The 17,004-nt window shown below is 70.5% G+C and carries 16 protein-coding genes and 1 tRNA gene; 12 read left to right on the top strand and 5 right to left on the bottom strand.

The genetic code is table 11. From position 1 onward, the window contains the following. Window positions 1-49 precede the first annotated feature (49 nt). From AC1HIL_RS27975 to AC1HIL_RS27945, 7 genes are all read left to right on the top strand, one after another. Window positions 50-125: transfer RNA gene (locus AC1HIL_RS27975), tRNA-Gly, on the top strand. A gap of 145 nt (window positions 126-270) precedes the next feature. Beyond that, window positions 271-1,158, top strand: a complete 888-nt coding sequence (locus tag AC1HIL_RS27970; RefSeq protein WP_057592917.1) for a LysR family transcriptional regulator — start codon at window positions 271-273, stop codon at window positions 1,156-1,158. A 101-nt stretch (window positions 1,159-1,259) separates the two neighbouring features. Then, entirely contained in the window at window positions 1,260-2,414 is a 1,155-nt protein-coding gene (locus AC1HIL_RS27965) for a mandelate racemase/muconate lactonizing enzyme family protein (protein WP_261215690.1), read from the top strand. A 3-nt stretch (window positions 2,415-2,417) separates the two neighbouring features. Then, window positions 2,418-3,425 carry a Bug family tripartite tricarboxylate transporter substrate binding protein gene (locus AC1HIL_RS27960; RefSeq protein WP_479670536.1) on the top strand — a complete coding sequence of 336 codons (1,008 nt, stop codon included), beginning with the start codon at window positions 2,418-2,420 and terminating at the stop codon, window positions 3,423-3,425. Window positions 3,426-3,608: 183 nt separating this feature from the next. Continuing rightward, window positions 3,609-4,310: an arylmalonate decarboxylase gene (locus AC1HIL_RS27955; protein WP_057592920.1), complete on the top strand. Its 702-nt coding sequence runs from the start codon at window positions 3,609-3,611 to the stop codon at window positions 4,308-4,310. 131 nt (window positions 4,311-4,441) lie between these two features. After that, a complete protein-coding gene (locus AC1HIL_RS27950; protein ID WP_203204764.1) occupies window positions 4,442-4,621 on the top strand; it encodes a DUF3606 domain-containing protein in 180 nt (59 codons plus the stop codon). A gap of 187 nt (window positions 4,622-4,808) precedes the next feature. Then, the gene (locus tag AC1HIL_RS27945) at window positions 4,809-5,486 is read left to right on the top strand and encodes a hypothetical protein (RefSeq protein ID WP_057592922.1); all 678 of its coding nucleotides are present in this window, start codon (window positions 4,809-4,811) and stop codon (window positions 5,484-5,486) included. Here the strand turns inward: AC1HIL_RS27945 and AC1HIL_RS27940 are convergent. Then, window positions 5,432-6,736 (bottom strand): DNA topoisomerase IB, encoded by a 1,305-nt coding sequence (locus AC1HIL_RS27940; protein WP_057592923.1) that lies wholly within the window; start codon window positions 6,734-6,736, stop codon window positions 5,432-5,434. The two genes, AC1HIL_RS27945 and AC1HIL_RS27940, sit on opposite strands and share 55 nt — an antisense overlap. A 134-nt stretch (window positions 6,737-6,870) precedes the next feature. Here AC1HIL_RS27940 and AC1HIL_RS27935 point away from each other — a divergent pair, with 134 nt between their 5' ends. After that, on the top strand, window positions 6,871-7,923 hold the full coding sequence (locus AC1HIL_RS27935) for a purine-nucleoside phosphorylase (protein WP_479670535.1): 1,053 nt from the start codon (window positions 6,871-6,873) through the stop codon (window positions 7,921-7,923). A 136-nt stretch (window positions 7,924-8,059) separates the two neighbouring features. Here the strand turns inward: AC1HIL_RS27935 and AC1HIL_RS27930 are convergent, their stop codons facing one another. Both AC1HIL_RS27930 and AC1HIL_RS27925 read right to left on the bottom strand, forming a co-directional pair. Beyond that, complete coding sequence (locus AC1HIL_RS27930; protein WP_479670534.1) at window positions 8,060-8,746, bottom strand: TIGR02117 family protein; 687 nt, start codon at window positions 8,744-8,746, stop codon at window positions 8,060-8,062. A gap of 4 nt (window positions 8,747-8,750) precedes the next feature. After that, window positions 8,751-9,941: a Y-family DNA polymerase gene (locus tag AC1HIL_RS27925; RefSeq protein ID WP_422098185.1), complete on the bottom strand. Its 1,191-nt coding sequence runs from the start codon at window positions 9,939-9,941 to the stop codon at window positions 8,751-8,753. A 420-nt stretch (window positions 9,942-10,361) separates the two neighbouring features. On the opposite strand from AC1HIL_RS27925, the gene AC1HIL_RS27920 reads away from it, so the two are divergent. The 3 genes from AC1HIL_RS27920 to AC1HIL_RS27910 all read left to right on the top strand — a co-directional run bounded on the left by AC1HIL_RS27920 (window position 10,362) and on the right by AC1HIL_RS27910 (window position 12,142). After that, a complete protein-coding gene (locus AC1HIL_RS27920) occupies window positions 10,362-11,210 on the top strand; it encodes an RNase A-like domain-containing protein (RefSeq protein ID WP_057598104.1) in 849 nt (282 codons plus the stop codon). A 23-nt stretch (window positions 11,211-11,233) separates the two neighbouring features. Continuing rightward, window positions 11,234-11,512 (top strand): contact-dependent growth inhibition system immunity protein, encoded by a 279-nt coding sequence (locus AC1HIL_RS27915; RefSeq protein WP_479670533.1) that lies wholly within the window; start codon window positions 11,234-11,236, stop codon window positions 11,510-11,512. 69 nt (window positions 11,513-11,581) lie between these two features. Beyond that, window positions 11,582-12,142: a putative glycolipid-binding domain-containing protein gene (locus AC1HIL_RS27910; RefSeq protein WP_057595296.1), complete on the top strand. Its 561-nt coding sequence runs from the start codon at window positions 11,582-11,584 to the stop codon at window positions 12,140-12,142. Between the two features lie 27 nt (window positions 12,143-12,169). Here the strand turns inward: AC1HIL_RS27910 and AC1HIL_RS27905 are convergent, their stop codons facing one another. Together AC1HIL_RS27905 and AC1HIL_RS27900 are read right to left on the bottom strand one after the other, a co-directional pair. Beyond that, a complete protein-coding gene (locus tag AC1HIL_RS27905) occupies window positions 12,170-13,165 on the bottom strand; it encodes a Bug family tripartite tricarboxylate transporter substrate binding protein (RefSeq protein WP_057595295.1) in 996 nt (331 codons plus the stop codon). Further along, on the bottom strand, window positions 13,162-14,094 hold the full coding sequence (locus tag AC1HIL_RS27900; protein WP_413762697.1) for a LysR substrate-binding domain-containing protein: 933 nt from the start codon (window positions 14,092-14,094) through the stop codon (window positions 13,162-13,164). The genes AC1HIL_RS27905 and AC1HIL_RS27900 overlap by 4 nt, the downstream gene beginning before the upstream one ends. 216 nt (window positions 14,095-14,310) lie before the next feature. Between AC1HIL_RS27900 and AC1HIL_RS27895 the strand changes: the two genes are divergently transcribed. Beyond that, window positions 14,311-17,004, top strand: a complete 2,694-nt coding sequence (locus AC1HIL_RS27895; RefSeq protein WP_479670532.1) for a tannase/feruloyl esterase family alpha/beta hydrolase — start codon at window positions 14,311-14,313, stop codon at window positions 17,002-17,004.

The following is a 17,004-nucleotide window of genomic DNA, read 5'->3' as shown; positions in this document are numbered from 1 at the left end:
TTGCCCGGATTCGAAAATGGCGTTTTTGGGGCATATAATCTGAGGCTTCGCGGGAATAGCTCAGTTGGTAGAGCGCAACCTTGCCAAGGTTGAGGTCGAGAGTTCGAGACTCTTTTCCCGCTCCAAATTTTTTGCTTCTTCGAAGGGTCCGCAAGACCCGCCGCAGAACGCAAGCGAAGACGAAAGAAAAGGCCGCTGTCCCCAGCGGCCTTTTTCTTTTTCCGCGGCCGCTCGCGAGGGGCGGCCCGGCCCCTGTGGCATCCTGCCCGCATGACCCCCGACACCCGCTCGCTGCGCCTGTTCGTGGCCGTGGCCGACCACGGCAGCATCAGCGAGGGCGCCAAGCGCTGCCACCTCGCGCTCGCGGCCGCGAGCAAGCGCATCTCCGACCTCGAGGCGCGCGCGCGGCTGCCGCTCCTGGTACGTCATGCGCGCGGCGTCACGCTCACGTCCGCCGGCCATGGCCTGTTGCTGCATGCGCGCGCCGTGCTCTCGGCCATGGACCGGCTCGGCGCCGAGCTCGACGACTTCCAGAACGGCGTGGCGGGCGTGGTGAGCATCACGGCCAATGCCTCGACCATCGCGCAGTTCCTGCCGGCGCAGATCGGCTCCTTCCTGCGGCTGCATCCGGTGCTCAAGATCGATCTGCAGGAGCGCGCGAGCACCGAGGTGGTGAAGGCGGTGCAGGCCGGCCTGGCCGACATCGGCGTGATCGAGGGCAACACGCCGGCCGATCCGCTCGAATGCCTGCCTTACCGCAGCGACGAATTGGCCGTGGTGGTGGCGCGCGACCATCCGCTGGGCCGGCGCAAGCGCATCGGCGCGGACGAGGTGCTGCGCCACGAGCACATCGTGGTGCGCGAAGGCACGGCGCTGCACCGCGTGCTGCTGAGCGCCGCGCTCGAGGCGCAGGTGCCGCTCAAGGTGCGCATGCAGGTCGGCAGCTTCGACATGGTGTGCCGCATGGTGGAGCAGGGCGCGGGCATCGGCGTGCTGCCCTATGCGGCCATCCTGCCGCAGCTGCAGATCCTCAAGCTGCGCTGCCTCAAGCTCGATGCCCCCTGGGCCGTGCGCCGCCACCTGCTGTGCGTGCGCCGGCAGCAGGACCTGACGGTGGCCGCGCGCTCGGTGCTGGAACACCTGAGCCGGCCCGACTGAAGCACGAGGCTTCGCGCCGCGCGAAGCCTCGCTCCCGCCAAAAACGAATTGTTCTCCACCGGGGCGCGCGCAAAGATGCGCGCACAACGAAGGAGACAATTTTGAAGATCGTTCGCGTCAGCGCCACGCCGCTGAACATTCCCGTCGCCATCGACGTGCTGGGTCTCGACAAGAAGACCTCGCTGTCGCTGTGCCTGACCGAGATCGAGACCGACACCGGCCTCGTCGGCCACGGCATGACCGCCATCACCGAGGAGGAGATCGTCGCCGCCGCGGTGCGCGAGGTGGCCGGCCCGGCGCTGATCGGCGAGGACCCGATGGCCACCGAGCGCCTGTGGGACAAGCTTTACTGGCTGCTGTCGCCGCGCGGCCAGACCGGCTACGCGAGCCATGCCATCGCCGCGCTCGACATCGCGCTGTGGGACCTGAAGGCGAGGGCACTGGGCCAGCCGCTGTGGCGCCTGCTCGGCGGCGCGCGCGCCAGGGTGCCGGTGTATGCGACCTTCGGCTTCGGTTTCTTCGAGCGCGACCAGCTCGCGGCCGCCGCCAAACTGTGGGTGGAGCAGGGCTTTCGCCGGCTGAAGATGACCGTCGGCGGCCATGCGCTCGCGCGCCGCGACGAGCCGCGGCCGATCGACGAGGTGATCGCCGAGGACGTGCGCCGCGTCGCCGCGGTGCGCGAGGCGGTCGGCCCCGAGGTGAAGCTCTATGTGGACGCCAACTGCGGCCTCGACCTGTTCCATGCGAGCGAGCTCGCACGCCGCATCGAGCCCTACGGCATCAGCTTCTTCGAGGAGCCGCTGACGCAGAACGACGTGCGCCAGATGGCCCAGCTGCGCGCGCGCACGAGCATCCCGCTGGCCTGCGGCCAGAACGAGGGCCTGGCCTTCCGTTTCCGCGACCTGCTGGTGAACCAGGCGGCCGATGTGCTGCAGCCCAACGTGACGATCTCGGGCGGCTACTCGCAGTGCCTGAAGATCGCGGGCATGGCGCAGGCCTTCAACGTGCCGATCGACAACGGCGGCGCCTGGCCCTTCCACAACATGCACCTGCATGCGGGGGTGTCGAACGGCGGGCTGGTCGAGTACCACTACGTGGCGGTGAAGATGCTGCAGCAGATCTTCGACGGCTTGCCGGTGCCCGATCAGGGCTGGCTCACGCTGCCCGAGACGCCGGGCCTGGGCTTCGCGCCCAACGCCGAGCGCGTGCGCGAACTCGCGAAGCTGCCGACCTCGCGCGGCAAGGGCAAGGCCTGAACGATGAAGACGACAACACCCACGATCTTTCGCTCGCGTCGTCTCGCACTGCGCGCCGCAACGGCCCTCGGCCTTGCGGGCCTGCTCGCGACGCCCATGGCCTGGGCCCAGAAGTACCCCGACAAGCCGATCCGCCTCATCGTCGGCTATTCGGCCGGCGGCGGCGTCGATGCCGTGGCGCGCCTGCTGAGCGCGCGCCTGCCCGCGGTGCTGGGCCAGCAGGTGCTGGTGGAGAACCGCACCGGCGCCACCGGTCTCATCGCGGCCGACTTCGTCGCCAAGGCGCCGCCCGATGGCTACACGCTGATGATGGGCGACAGCGCCTTGCTGATCGCCAAGCTGCTGCAGCCGAAGATCGCGATCGATCCGCTCACCAGCTTCAAGCCGGTGGCCGGCGCCTTCGTCTCGCCGCTGATGATCGTCACGGGCAACGACTTCCCCGCGAAGACGCCGGCGGAGTTCGTCGCCCAGCTCAAGGCGAACCCGGGCCGTTTCTCGTTCGCGACCTCGGGCGTGGGCACGGTGCAGCACCTGGGCTTCGAGATGCTCAAGCAGTCCACCGGCAGTTTCGTGGTGCATGTGCCGTATCGCGGCGCCGCGCAGATCGTGCCGGACGTGATCGGCGGCCAGGTGCCGATCGGCGTGGTCAGCGCCACGGCGGCGATGGCGCAGTCCAAGGCCGGCAAGCTGCGCGCGGTGGCGTTGATGAACAGCGCGAAGCTCGAAGGGGCCGAGAACATCGCGCCGCTGGCCGATGCGTTGCCGGGGTTCGATGTGGCGCCGCGCATCTTCGTGCTCGCACCTGCTGGAACGCCCAACGAGATCGTCGACCGGTTCTCAGCCGCCGTGAAGACCGTGCTCGATGCGCCCGATGCCGGGACTGCCGCGGCGGCGCAAGGCACCCTGCGGGCGTATGCCACGCCGGCGCAACTCGGCAAGGACATGGCCGAGGAGACGGTGCGGTGGAAACGCATCATCACGGAGCAGCGGATCGTGGCGGATGGGGGGTGATTTCTTGTCCGGGGCGGGCTCACGCCGACGGGATACTCCCCTCCGCGAATGTCCCCCGCCTTCGGCTCCTCCTTGATTTCGCTGCGGGGAGTACCCCATCGGCGTGAGCCTGGACGCGCCGGTCGTTGAACCGCCCGCACCACCGCTGCGCACCCCGAACCCCAAAACCGAAGGCAACCAAAAATGACCCACCTGGGCCTCATAGTCCCCCCGAAAGCAGGCCAAGTCCCCATCGACGGCCCGCTTCTCTACGGCACCCGCATCCGCTTCAGCGCACGCGGCCTCGGCCTCGGAGAAATCTCGACGCGCGGCTACACCGAGGTCATCGACTCGGTGATCGGCAAGGCGCTGGAACTCAAGGAGGAGGGCGTCAGCGCCATCTCCCTCATGGGCACCTCGCTGAGCTTCTTCCGCGGCGCCGCCTTCAACCGGCAACTCGAAGTCGAGATGTCGCGCGCCACCGGCCTGCCCTGCACCACCATGAGCAACGCCATCGTCGAGGGACTGCGCAGCCTCGGCGTGAAGCGCGTCGCCGTGGCCACCGCCTACATCGACGAGGTCAACGTGCAGCTGCGGCGCTACCTCGAACAGAGCGATTTCGAAGCGCTGGCCATCGAAGGCCTGTCGATCTCCGATGTGCAAGCGGTCGGCCAGGTCGGCACGCAGGTGCTCGTGGACCTGGGCCGCCGCGTGTTCGAAGCGCGGCCCGGCGCCGACGGCATCCTCATCTCCTGCGGCGGCCTCGTCACGCTCGATGCCGTGCGCGAACTCGAATCGGTGTTGAAGGTGCCCGTGGTCTCGAGCTCGCCCGCGGGCTTCCGCGACCTGGTGCGCAAGGCCGGGCTCGATGCGCGCTCGCCGGGCAACGGCCGCCTGTTCGACTGAGCGAAAAACGCGCGCGTCCCGCCCGGCTTCGGACATGTCCTGCACGGGGACGCGCTGCGGTCTTTCCGTCGCGGTCATCGAACGGACTCAGTCTGCTGTCCATTCCCTGAACCATCCCGGAGGACAGCACCATGGCAGACGACCTGAGCCAACGCGGGCAACCCGACCGCTCGCGCATCAACGTGAACGAGGCGCACGAGATGCGCTACTGGACCCAGACCCTGGGCGTGACCGAGGCGCAGCTGCGCTCGGCCGTCGCGGCGGCCGGCGTCGAGGTCAAGGACGTGCGGACCTACCTCGGCAAGCCCTGATCGCCAGCGAGCGAACCTGCGTAGGCAGGTTCCTACACCCGGGCGGCGAGGCGCGGCCGATACTCTGTCGCTTGCCTCGCACCGGGACATCTCCCTTGAACTTCCCCCTCCTCATCGCCTCCCTCGCCGGCCCGACCTCCGGGCATCGCCATCCACATGCCGCCCCCGCGGCCGGAGCCGCGGCGCGATGAAGACCTCTCCCGGAGCGCGCAGCTGGATCGCCGCCGGCGTGCGCCACGAACTCCTGACCCGCGCCTTGCCCGCGCTGCGCCATGACATGGCGGCGCCGGTGTCGGTGATCCGCATGGCGCTGCTGATGCTCAAGCGCCAGCTCGCCGCCGAGACCATCGATCGCGCCGCCAGCGAAGAACGCATGGGCCTGGTCGACGGCCAGGTGTCCGAACTGGTCGAAGGCATCCGGTCGCTGCGCGACTGGGAGCTGGCCACCACCGACGACGGCATCACGCGCGCCGCGCTCGTGGCGCGCTGCGTCGCGCTGATGCGCGCGGCCTTCGACCTGCATGGCGTGTCGCTCGATGTGGACGATGCGCTCGCCGCCGGCGAGGACGACAAGCGCTGGCCCGCGGCGGCCGCGCTGCGCTACCTGTTCCTCGGCGCGCTCGGCTACCTGCACGACGGCGCGCCCGAAGCCGGCGCGATCCGGATCGAGGCGGACGGCGCCGAAGGCCTGCGCTTCGCGGCACTGCCGCGCGAGGCCAGCGCCGTCAATCCGGTGCTCGATGCGCACCGCGCGCCGCGCGCGCTGGCCATCGACGCGGTCGCGCTGCAGAGCCTGGCCGAGGACCTCGGCTACCGCATCGCGCTCGAGCGCGACAGCGTGCGCTTCTCGCTCGGCGCGGGCTGAACACGCGGCCGCGCTGGCGCGGCCTTGCGCACCGCCAGCGGCGCGTGCTTCGATGTTCCCGGGGATGTCGCCGGGCCCGATGCGGGCTTCGCGCTCTTGCGCTGCCGCGTCGCGGCCTGGAGCTCGCGCCGGTGTGCCTGCAGGAAGGCCAGCAGCCGGCGCTCCGCCGCATGCAGCCCGCGCGAGGGCCGCGCGCTGCGGCGTCCCGCGATGCGCTCGAGCAGGGCCGAGGCGGCATCGGCCTCGGTGCTCGCGAGCGCGCTGCCCAGCGACAGCACCGCGGGATGCACATAGGCCTTCTTGCAGACCGCGGGCGTGTTGCCGAGCTGGCGCGCCACGGTCGCGAGGATGTCCTTCGCGGTGTAGCGGCTGCCGTCCGAGGCGACCCGGCCCGGCTCGCAGGCCAGCCGCGTCAGTTCGAGCGCCTGCACCGTGCCGTGCCAGGTGCGGAAGTCCTTCGCGGTGAAGCGCTCGCCGCCCAGGCCCTTCTGGCCCTCGACCGCCTCGCCGAGGTAGTCGTTGACGTCGGTCGACGAGACGCTGTGCGGCTCGCCGTCCTCGCCCACGTACTGGAACAGCGCCTGCCCCGGCAGTTGCTGGCAGCCGCGCACGATCTTCGCCACGCGCGGGTCCTCGAGCGTGGCCTCGTGCATCACGCCGCTCTTGCCGCGAAAGCGCAGCCGCAGCGCCGCGCCCTTCACCGCCGCATGCCGGTTGCGCAGCGTCGTGAGGCCGTAGGAACCGTTGCTGCTCGCGTACTCCTCGTTGCCCACGCGCATCAGCGTGGTGTCGAGCAGCCGCACCAGCGCGGCCAGCACCTGCGCCCGGGCCGGCGCGCCCGTGCCCTTGCCGGCCTGCAGGTCGCGTTGCACCCGCGCGCGGATGCGCGGCAGCGCGCGCGCGAAGGCCTCGAGCCGGTCGAACTTGGTCTCGTCCTTCAGCGCGCGCCAGTCGGCGTGGTAGCGGTACTGCTTGCGGCCGCGCGCATCGAGGCCGGTGGCCTGCAGGTGGCCGTTGGGCAGCGGGCAGATCCACACCTCGTCGTAGGCCGGCGGTATCGCCAGCATGCGGATGCGCGAGAGCTCGTCCGCGTCGCGCACCCACTGGCCGCGCGCGTCGCGGTAGCGGAACTTCGCGCCATGCCGCAGGCGCCGGATGCCCGGCATGTCGGGGTTCACGTAGACCAGCCCGTTCGCGATCGGCGTGGGCTTGGACGGAGGCCGTCTCGCGGAGGATGCTGTGTCCGGCATGGTGGTTGCGTGGTGTAGACAGGCCTGTTGTGCCAGCGCCGACAATGCGCGGCTGTAGGACGCCGCGAGCGCCGCCGGTGCGATGGCCGCGCTTGCGTGTCCTGCCCTCATCCTCGAATCCACGGAGTCCACCCATGCCCTCTTCCCCCTCCCTGCGCTTCGCCCGCCTCGCTGCACTCGCCGCCGCCGCGCTGCTGGCCGGTGCCGCCAGCGCCGCCACCATGCCGCCCGCGCCCGGCGCCGAGGCCCGCGCCGAACTGCCCGTGAAGGTGAAGGTGTTCGTCGCCGCCATGTTCGAGATCGGCCAGAACACGGGCGACCGCGCGGGCGAGTTCCAGCACTGGTACGAGCGCTACTGGAAGGGCGCGAAGCCGATGGCCGTGCCCGGCGCGCTGCAGCCCGTCTACTGCAATGCCGACGGCGTCTGCGGCGCGGTGCTCGGCATGGGCAAGGTCAATTCCTCGGCCTCGATGCAGGCGATCCTCTTGAACCCGCAGTTCGATTTCTCGCAGGCCTACTACGTGATCTCGGGCGTGGCCGGCACGCCGCCCTCGCGCGGCACCATCGGCGAGGTCAGCTGGGCCACCTGGCTGGTCGACTACGACCTCGGCCACCGCTGGGCGCCCGAGGAGAACAAGCCCGGCGAGCCCACCTTCATGCCGCGCAAGGGCTACGAGTCGTACCGCCGCTTCAAGCTCAACCCCGACCTCGTCGGCTGGGCCATGAAGCTCACGGCCGACACGCCGCTCAAGGATTCCGAATCGGCGCGCAGCTACCGGCTGCGCTATCCCGATGCCGCGGCGCGCCGCGCGCCCTTCGTCGGCACCGGCACCCACATGACGGGCGACACCTTCTTCCACGGCCCCGGCATGTCGAACCAGGCGCAGTACATCGCGAAGCTCTACGGTGCCGACGACTACGTGATCACCGAGATGGAAGCCGCCGCGATCACGCTCGTGATCCAGCGCACCCACGGCACCGACCGCGTGATGAGCCTGCGCGGCGCGGTCAACTTCGACCAGGGCAACCCGAACGAGACCACCTTGCAGCATCTCGACCCCGCGCCCGGCGAAACGGCCGGCGGCTTCGCTGAGACGGTGGAGAACATCGCGCTGGTGGGCACGCGCATGGTCGACCACATCGTGGCGAACTGGGGGCAGTGGGCGGGCGGGGTGCCTCGGCGCTGAAAGCGGGATCGGGATCGGACAGCCGAACGCAGAAGGAAGACAAAAGAAGCGCAGAAGTCGCAGAAGAATTTCCTTTGGATTTCCTTCTGCGAAACCTTCGCGACTTCTGCGTTCGGCTGCCCGTATTTCCAGCCGCTCAAGGCACCCGCTGCAGATGCCACGTCACCGTGAAGTCGAACGGCGTCCAGCGGCTGACCGTCACGCCCGCGCGGCGCAGGCCGCGGCCGGTCCAGGTGTTGCAGGTCTCGAACAGGTGATAGGCGCCGTTGGCCTCGTAGAAGGCATCCTGCGCGTTGTAGTGCGCGCCCGCGATGGCCGTCGCCTGGCCCGCGGGCAGGGTGCCGCGCACATGCTCGATCAGGCGCAGGTACTGCGGCATCGACAGCGGCAGCCGGAACGCGCCGGGCCCGAACTGGTCGCGCCGCAGATAGCTCACATGCAGCAGCGCGCGGTTGCGGCCCGACAGCGCGCCCAGCGCGCGCGAGACCGTGAGGTCGGCCCAGGTCGGCGTGTGCAGGTAGAACTCGCGGTCGCCCCAGCCCAGCGCCACGTACTCGGCACCGGGCGGCACGGCCGGGAAGTCCGCGAGCGGGAACAGCTTCTGCCAATCGATCAGCGCCGAGCGCACCGGGAACACGTAGTCGGTGTGCACGCCGTTGCTCAGCACCCAGGCCTCGACGTAGGGCGTGGCCGGCGCGGCGGTCTTCGCATGGCTGGGCCAGAACACCAGCGCGAAGGCCGTTCCCACATAGAGCGCGATCAGCACCACGAGGCCGAGCAGCAGCAGCGAGAAGCGGCGCAGCCAGCGTGCGATGAAGGCCATGCCGTCAGAACAGCGAGGCGGTGGCCGACTCGGGCGCGGCGGCCGAACGCTGCGCGCCGCCGGCCGGTGCCAGCGCCTCGGGGCTGCCCGCGCGCGCCAGCGCGCCCACGCGCACGCCGAGCAGGCGCAGCGGCCGTTCGAGCGGCACGCGTTTCAGGCACAGGCCGCCGGTGCGGCGGATGGTCTTCGCATCGTCGGTGAAACGGTCGATGGTCTGGTCGCGCGTGGCGATCCTGAAATCGTCGTAGCGCAGCTTGATGCCGATGGTCTTGCCCACGTAGCCCTTGCGCCGCAGGTCCTCGGCGACCTTCTCGCACAGCCGTGTGAAGATCTCGCCGAGTTCCGCGCGGTCGCGCACCGCGTGCAGGTCGCGCTCGAAGGTGGTCTCGCGGCTCATCGAGACCGGCTCGCTCTCGGTCACCACCGGGCGATCGTCGCGGCCCCACGCCACCTCATGCATCCAGGCGCCGGTGGACTTGCCGAAGTGGTCGACCAGCCAGCCGCGCTCGCAGGCTGCGAGCTGGCCGATGGTCTCGATGCCCAGGCGCTTGAGCTTCTCGTCGGCCTTGGGCCCGATGCCGTTGACCTTGCGGCAGGGCAGCGGCCAGATGCGCGTCTCGATGTCGTCCTGGTAGACCACCGAGATCCCGTTGGGCTTGTTGAATTCGCTCGCCATCTTGGCGATCAGCTTGTTGGGCGCCACGCCGATCGAACAGGTCAGGCCGGTGGCCTGGAAGATCGATTTCTGGATCAGCCGCGCCAGCGTGCGCCCGCCTTCGCGCTGGCCGCCGGGCACCTCGGTGAAGTCGATGTAGACCTCGTCCACGCCGCGGTCCTCCATCAGCGGCGCGATCTCGGTGATGATCGACTTGAAGCCGCGCGAGTACTTGCGGATCTCCTCGAAGTCCACCGGCAGCAGGATCGCCTGCGGGCACAGCTTGGCGGCCTTCATGAGCCCCATGGCCGAACCCACGCCGAACTGCCGCGCCGGATAGGTGGCGGTGGTGATCACGCCGCGGCCCACGTAGTCCTTGAGCCGCGCGAAGGCATCGACAGGGATGTCGGCCAGCGTGCCGCCGGGCGGCAGGTGGCGGATGGCTTCGTCCACGCTGCGCCGGCCGCCGCCGATCACCACCGGCAGGCCCTTGAGCTGCGGATAGCGCAGCAGCTCGACCGACGCGTAGAAGGCGTCCATGTCGAGGTGGGCGATGCGGCGGATCGGGGGCGTGGCGGCAGGCTTGGAACTCACGGTAACGATTGTCTCGCGCTGCGCCGATGTTCGCCCGGGCCGTGCAAGAATGCATCGGAATTTCAATCCCCCGCGAGGACCAAGAACGTGTTCATGATCTTTTCATGGTGCCCGTTGCCCCGCAAAGCTGGCAGGTGCAAGGCGCAAAGCGCAGCCGGGCTGGTGGCCCGGCGAGCATTTGCAACGCCGCAGATGCCAGCTTTGCGGGGCAACCCGAAGGGCAAGGCAGCAAAGCGCCGCACTCGTCGTTGCGCACCTTGTCCAGGCATCAGCCTGGACTGCGGCGCGCGCCTAGATTGCGACGCTTTGCTGCCTTGCGGGCACCATGAAAAGATCATGAACACGTTCTAGGGAAAGGAATGCGCCATGGGTGACGACGAGGAAGGCGGCCTCTCGGTCGCGCTGACGCCGGTGCAGATGGCGGCGGTGCTCGGTGGCGAGGACGTGCCCGAGTCGGCGAGCCTCAGCAACCGGCTCTGGGGCACCGCGGCGCTGGTCGGCGGCGTGCTCGAGCTGGTCGGCGCGGGCGTGCTGTGCGTCGCGCCCGAGCCCACGATGGCGAGCAAGGTCGGCTGCGTGGTGCTCGGCGCCCACGGCAGCGACGTCACCGCCACCGCCGCGCGCCAGGTCTGGACCGGCCGCTCGCAGCGCACCGCCACCTCCATGACGGCCGATGCCGCCGCGCAGGCCATGGGCGCCTCGCCCGAGACCGGCGCGCAGGTGGGGCTCGCGGTCGACGTCGCGGTGCCGCTGTTCGTGGCCGGCGGCCTGGCCGCGTCGCGCGTCATCGCGGTGCGCGCGAGCCGCTTCAAGCTCGAGCCGGTGCGCCTCATCGAGCACGAGGGCGTGGCCGGTTCCAAGGCCGGCGGCCACACCATCCGCGAGCACGTCGGCAAGTCGGCGCAGGACCTGTTCGACCGCTTCGCGAAGAAGCCCAGCCTGCAGAAGTCCTCGTCCTTCTTCGATCTCGCCACCGCCGAGTCGGCCATCAGCCAGACCGTGCGCGTCAATGCGCGCGCGATCCGCGCCTGGTCGCGCTCGGCGCAGGTGGGCTCCAAGCCGGTGGCCTTCGAGCACGACATCGGCACCGTGGTCGGCATCGGCGTGCAGCGCGGCAGCACGGCCGTGAGCCAGCTCACCAAGGTGCGCGTGACCCTCAACATGAAGGCCTACAACGGCAAGCCCTTCTACATCCTCACCGCCCATCCGTTCTGACAGCCAGCACCACAAATCCCACGATGCGATTCGAACTGATCGACCACTTGACCAAGGTCTATTTCGGCCAGGACGCCGACATCCTCTTCGGCGAGACCGGCGCCGAGATCATGGCCTCGTACCGCGAATCGAGCACCCCGGCCGAATTGGCCGCGCTGCGTGCCGAGATCGCCGACTACCGGGGCTCGCACGACGACATCGAGGCCGCGTTCGCGCGCGACTTCGAGCGCGACTACCTGCCCGAGGATTTCGGCCGTACGGCGGCGGAGTTCTTCGACCGCGTGCTGGCGGCGGTGCAGTAGGCACGGCCTCCCATCGCGGCATAAGGCCAAGGCTTGCGCGGGCCCACGGCCGGAGCCATCATCCGCCCCATGCAAACCGTCGCTTCCATTCTCTGGCGCAGGCTCGACGTTCCGGGCCACGATGCCTGCCGTCTCGAACGCAACGCCAGCGCTTGGCAGCTCGACGGCGCCTCGGCCTTCCGCGCCGAGGACGGCCGCGTGGCGCAGCTGCACTACCGCGTGCGCTGCGACCTGCATTGGCATGCGCAATGGGGCACGGTGCGCGGCTGGCTCGGCGACAGCACGGTCGACCTCTCGATCACGCGCGACGCGCAGGGCCGCTGGAAGCTCAACGACGAGCCGGTGCCCGATCTCTCGCACTGCGTCGACCTCGACCTGGGCTTCACGCCCGCGACCAACCTGCTGCAGCTGCGCCGCCTCAGCCTGTCGGACGGCGAAGGCGCGGACGCGCCCGCGGCCTGGATCGACCTCGATGGCGGCGGGCTGGGCGAGCTGATGCAGCGCTACGAGCGCCGCGGCGACAACGCCTACCGCTACGTGGCGAAGCGCTTCGACTACGAGGCGGTGCTGGGCGTCACGGCCGATGGCTTCGTGCACGACTATCCGGGACTTTGGGTCGCCGAAGCCTGAGCAGTGCCCCGGCCGCGCGATGCGGCCTCAATCGAACTGCGAGCGATCCCCCGCCACCAGCGCCCGGTTGCGCCGCCGGTCCTGCGCGATCTCGCGCGCGAAGTCCTCGCTGCTGCCGCCGGCCGGCAGGTTGTAGGCCTCGCGCAGCCGAAGCCGCAGCGTCTCGCCGCGCAGCAGGCGCTGGATCTCGGCATTGAGCCGCTGCACCACGGGCTGCGGCGTGTGCGCCGGCGCGAACAGGCCGAACAGCGAATCGCGGTTGGCGCGTTCGTAGCCGAGCTCGGCGAGCGTCGGCACATCGGGCAGGGCCTCGATGCGGCGCGGCGCGCCGACCGCGAGCGCCTGGAAGCGGCCGTTCTCGATGTACTGCAGCTGCTGCGCCGCGACGTTGGTCGACAGCACCTCGAACTGGCCGCTCAGCGCGTCGTTGAGCTGCGGCCCGCCGCCCTGGTAGGGGATGTGGGTGATGTCGGTGCGGCTCTGCACCCGCACCTGCGCGAGCACCAGGTGGCCGATGGTGGCTACGCCCGAGCTGGCCCAGCGCACCGCGCCCGGATGGGCGCGCGCCTGCGCGATCAGGTCGCCGAAGCCGCGGCCGGTGAAGGCCTGGGTGCCGACCACCAGCACGGGCGTGCGCATCAGGCTGGCCACCGGCACGAAGGCGCGCAGCGGGTCGTAGGCCACGCGCGCGAGCAGCGGATGCAAGGTGAGCGGGCTGATGGCCGAGAAGGCCAGCGTGTGGCCGTCGGGCACGGCGCGCGCGAGCGCGTCCATGCCCACGCTGCCGCCGGCGCCGGGCCGGTTCTCGATCAGCACCGGCACGCCGAGCGACTGCGCCAGCGGCTCGGCCAGCACGCGCGCCATGCCGTCGCTGACGCCGCCCGGCGGGTAGACCACGATCAGCCGCACCGGCCGGCTGGGCCAGGCCGATGCCGCGCCGGCGCGCGACAGGCCCAGCGCGGCGAGCCCGACGAAGGACGCGCCCGCGCCCAGCAGCAGGCGGCGATGCAGCGCCCGCGTCATGGCCGGCCCTTCGCGTCGCCGGCCGCGAGGCCGCGCAGCAGCGCGGCGAAGCGGCGCGCGGGCAGGTTGTCCTCGTCGGCGCGCGACACCAGCGTGAGCGGCGCGTCGAGCGCGCCGCCATCGGCCAGCGGCGCATAGGCGATCGCGTGCGCGTGCACGCCGGTCATCGAGGCCGGCACCACCGACAGCCCGACGCCCGCGGCCACGAGGTTGAGGTTGGTCATCATGCGTTCGACCTCGGCCACCACGCGCGGGCGCAGGCCCTTGGCATGGCACAGCGCGAGCAGCTCGGCATAGAGGCCGGGCGCGCCGGGGCGGCGCACCAGGATCAGGTCTTCCTCGCAGAGCTTCGCCAGCGGCAGCGGGCGGGACGCCGCGCGCTGGCTGCGCGCGGTGGCGAAACGGTGGTCGCTGGGCATCGCCACCAGCACCGGCTCGCGCAGCAGGGTCTCGAACGCCAGGCCGGCGGGCCGGTCGACCGGCACGCGCAGCAGGCCGCAGTGCACGCGGCCCGCGGCCAGCGCCTCGGTGATCTCGGCGGCGTTGTTCTCGCTGAGCTGCAGCTCGACGTCGGGGTACTCGCGGCGGAACGCGCGCAAGGCTTCGGGCACGAAGCGGTGCGCCGCGGCCGAACTGGTGAAGCCCACGGCCAGGCTGCCGGCCTGGCCGCTGGCCACGCGCGCCATGCGCTGCCGCATCGCGTCCATGTCCTGCAGCATGCGCAGCGCCTCGGCCTGGAACTGGCGGCCGGCGTCGGTCAGCGCCACGCCGCGCGGATGGCGCTTGAACAGCAGCACGCCGAGTTCGCGTTCCAGCGCCTTGATGGCTTGGCTCAGCGGCGGCTGCTGGATGCCCAGGCGCTCGGCGGCGCGCGTCATGTGGCCGGTCTCGGCGACGGCCACGAAGTAGCGCAGCGGTCTTATCTCCATATTTTTTTCATATCGAAAGTGCCTTTTTATTTTATTTGACCCCAGGTCAGGCTGCTTCTATCGTCCGGCCGCCCCTTCGAGCCGATGCGTTTTTTGTCGCGGCCGCGGGGCAACTTTCAATGAACGGCCCCGCGAGGCCGTGTTCCGGAGACAAAGACCATGCGCCCATCGCGCCCCTTGCCGACATCCGTGCCGACCCGACCCGGCCTTCCCTCCATGCTGCGCGCCGGTGCCACCGCGCTGGGCCTCTCGCTGATCCTGGCCGCCTGCGGTGGCGGCGGAGGAGGGGGCGGCGGCTTTCCGTTCCTGCCCGTCAACCCGCCGGCGAATGGCGGCGACGGCGGCAACCCGCCCGTCAACCCGCCGCCGGCACAAACCGCGAAGGCTTGCGCCGAACTCGCCGGCATGACCCTGGCCGCCTCGCAGATCAGCCTGCCCACGCAGGGCGCCACCGTGACCAGCGCCACCGCGGTGGCCGCGGGCGATGCCGGCAACAACTACGGCGACTACTGCCGCGTGCGCGGCACCATCCAGCCGGTGGACCCGAACTCGCAGCTGATCAACTTCGCGCTGAACCTGCCCGAGAAGTGGAACCAGAAGACCATCCACTTCGGCGGCGGTGGTTTCGACGGCGTGCTGATCGACGGCACCGAGGTGATCCGCTTCGGCCCGCGCGAAAAGCCCGCGCCGCTCGCGCTGGGCTACGCCACCTATGGCGACGATTCGGGCCACCAGGCCAGCAGCATCACCGACGGCCGCTTCGCCGCCAACGACGAGCAGCTCGCCAACTACGGTGGCCAGTCGCTCAAGAAGACGCGCGACGTGGCGCAGGCGCTGGTGCTCGCGCGCTACGGCAGCAAGCCGAAGAAGGCCTACTTCCTCGGCACCTCGACCGGCGGGCGCGACGCGCTGAGCTACATCCAGCGCTGGCCGCTCGACTACGACGGCGTGATCGCCAACGAGCCCGCGCTCAACTACACGGGCACGCGGCTATCGAACGTGGCCGTGGGCCGGGCGCTCTACAACAACGGCGGCGCGGGCTGGATGAACGTGGCCAAGACGCTGCTGGTGCAGCGGACCGTGCTGCAGGCCTGCGACAAGCTCGACGGCGCGGCCGACGGCATCGTGAGCAACGTCGAGAGCTGCCGCCAGCTCAACACGCAGATCCTCGCCTCGCTGCGCTGCACCGGCGGCACCGACACCGGCGACGGCTGCCTGTCCGACGCGCAGCTCGATACCGTGCGCACCATCGAGTCGCCGCTCGAGTTCACGAGCTACGCGCTGGGCAACGGCGTGAAGCGCGCGGGCGGCTACAACCTGCTCGAAGGCGCGCTGGTGGCGGGCCCGTACACCACGCGCGACCTCGGCACGCGCAAGGTGCCGGCCAACCCGGCCACCTCGGCCGACGCCAACATGTACGTCACCGGCGACCAGTGGGTGAAGTACTTCGTGACGCGCATCGAGGGCTTCGACACGCTGACCTTCGATCCGCTGAACCCCGGCGCCTACGCCGCGCGCGTGACCGAGGTGTCGAATCTCACCGACGCCACCAACCCGGACCTCGCGCCCTTCTTCGCGCACGGCGGCAAGCTGATCATGCTGCACGGCCTGGCCGACGAGGTGATCAGCCCGAACTCGACCATCGACTACTACAAGCAGCTGATCGCCACCGTGGGCCAGGCCTCGGTCGACCAGAACGTGCGCTTCTACACCGTGCCCGGCATGGGCCACGGCACCGGCGTGTTCATTCCGAACTGGGATTCGCTCGCGGCGCTCGAGGGCTGGGTCGAGGGCGGCCTCGCGCCCGCCACCGGCGTGGCGGTGGACGCGGTGGCCGGCACCTACGGCCGCACCCGCCCGCTGTGCCAGTTCCCGGCCTGGCCCAAGTACCGCGGCAGCGGCAGCCTCGACGCGGCCGTCAACTACAGCTGCGTGACCGAGGTCGGCGATCCGCTGGCCTGCCCGAACCTGCCCGCGGCCGTTGCCACCTACAAGGGCGGCGACAGCTTCGGCGAGGAACTCAGCGTGAAGATCGACCCGGCCACCATGGCCTACACCGTCACCGTCGATGCCAGCCTGCAGCGCACCGCCGGCACCACGCGCAGCGGCACGCTGGTGTCGCAGGGGCAGTGCAGCTACACCAGCGGCGAGAGCGGCGCGGCGTTCGCGTTCGCGCCGGGCGGCGTGCTGCTGGGCGGCGTGAACGCGCCGAGCGGCGGCGGCTTCGCACCGCTGCTCGCGTTCCAGAACACCTTCGAGAACTCGGCCTCGCCCGCGGTGTTCAACCCGGTCGCGAACATCTTCAACACGGTCGGCGTGCAGCAGGGCAGCGGCGGCGCCGTGGCCTACGCCGGCGCGGTGCGGCTGCGCAACGCGGGCACCTTCCAGTACTGCCGCAGCGCGGCCGGCAATGCCGGCAGCTTCATGGTCTACGACGCCAACTGCACCGAGACCGAGAAGGGCTACATCACCTGGAACGGCACGCGCAATGCCTTCGACCTGCGCACCACCGCGCCGACCGGCGGCGCCACCACCACCGGCGGCACGCTCACCGGCTCGATGGTGATCGGCCTGGTGAACGGCGCCGCGGTGCCGATGCACCTGGTGCGCGAATCGGCCACCAGCTTCGGCCTGCGCCTGCACGCGACGCAACTGAGCCTGACCGCGGGCGCGGCCGACGGCAGCTACGTGATGGCCAGCGTGAAGGGCGAGAACGCCGCGGCCACCGTGGCCGGCACCGGCTTCAATCTCGCGGGCACGACCGCGACGCTGAGCTACGACAAGCCGGTGCCGGGCGTGGTGGAATCCAGCCTCGGTGCGCCGGACCACTTCCTCTTCAACAGCGGCGTGCTCGGCTTCGTGTCCGGCGCGGGCACGAGCGCGGCGCTGCAACTCGGAGTACGCCATTGA

Source organism: Variovorax sp. ISS6 (genome assembly GCF_056523145.1).
The sequence above is the reverse complement of the archived record's forward strand: the minus strand, read 5'-3'. Positions and strand labels throughout refer to the sequence as shown.

What these genes read in the sequence shown, in the direction of transcription:
- AC1HIL_RS27970 (WP_057592917.1), top strand. Translation starts at nt 271, where the DNA reads ATGACCCCCGACACCCGCTCGCTGCGCCTGTTCGTGGCCGTGGCCGAC.
- AC1HIL_RS27960 (WP_479670536.1), top strand. Translation starts at nt 2,418, where the DNA reads ATGAAGACGACAACACCCACGATCTTTCGCTCGCGTCGTCTCGCACTG.
- AC1HIL_RS27955 (WP_057592920.1), top strand. Translation starts at nt 3,609, where the DNA reads ATGACCCACCTGGGCCTCATAGTCCCCCCGAAAGCAGGCCAAGTCCCC.
- AC1HIL_RS27950 (WP_203204764.1), top strand. Translation starts at nt 4,442, where the DNA reads ATGGCAGACGACCTGAGCCAACGCGGGCAACCCGACCGCTCGCGCATC.
- AC1HIL_RS27945 (WP_057592922.1), top strand. Translation starts at nt 4,809, where the DNA reads ATGAAGACCTCTCCCGGAGCGCGCAGCTGGATCGCCGCCGGCGTGCGC.
- AC1HIL_RS27940 (WP_057592923.1), bottom strand. Translation starts at nt 6,736, where the DNA reads ATGCCGGACACAGCATCCTCCGCGAGACGGCCTCCGTCCAAGCCCACG.
- AC1HIL_RS27935 (WP_479670535.1), top strand. Translation starts at nt 6,871, where the DNA reads ATGCCCTCTTCCCCCTCCCTGCGCTTCGCCCGCCTCGCTGCACTCGCC.
- AC1HIL_RS27930 (WP_479670534.1), bottom strand. Translation starts at nt 8,746, where the DNA reads ATGGCCTTCATCGCACGCTGGCTGCGCCGCTTCTCGCTGCTGCTGCTC.
- AC1HIL_RS27925 (WP_422098185.1), bottom strand. Translation starts at nt 9,941, where the DNA reads ATGGACGCCTTCTACGCGTCGGTCGAGCTGCTGCGCTATCCGCAGCTC.
- AC1HIL_RS27920 (WP_057598104.1), top strand. Translation starts at nt 10,362, where the DNA reads ATGGGTGACGACGAGGAAGGCGGCCTCTCGGTCGCGCTGACGCCGGTG.
- AC1HIL_RS27915 (WP_479670533.1), top strand. Translation starts at nt 11,234, where the DNA reads ATGCGATTCGAACTGATCGACCACTTGACCAAGGTCTATTTCGGCCAG.
- AC1HIL_RS27910 (WP_057595296.1), top strand. Translation starts at nt 11,582, where the DNA reads ATGCAAACCGTCGCTTCCATTCTCTGGCGCAGGCTCGACGTTCCGGGC.
- AC1HIL_RS27905 (WP_057595295.1), bottom strand. Translation starts at nt 13,165, where the DNA reads ATGACGCGGGCGCTGCATCGCCGCCTGCTGCTGGGCGCGGGCGCGTCC.
- AC1HIL_RS27900 (WP_413762697.1), bottom strand. Translation starts at nt 14,094, where the DNA reads ATGGAGATAAGACCGCTGCGCTACTTCGTGGCCGTCGCCGAGACCGGC.
- AC1HIL_RS27895 (WP_479670532.1), top strand. Translation starts at nt 14,311, where the DNA reads ATGCTGCGCGCCGGTGCCACCGCGCTGGGCCTCTCGCTGATCCTGGCC.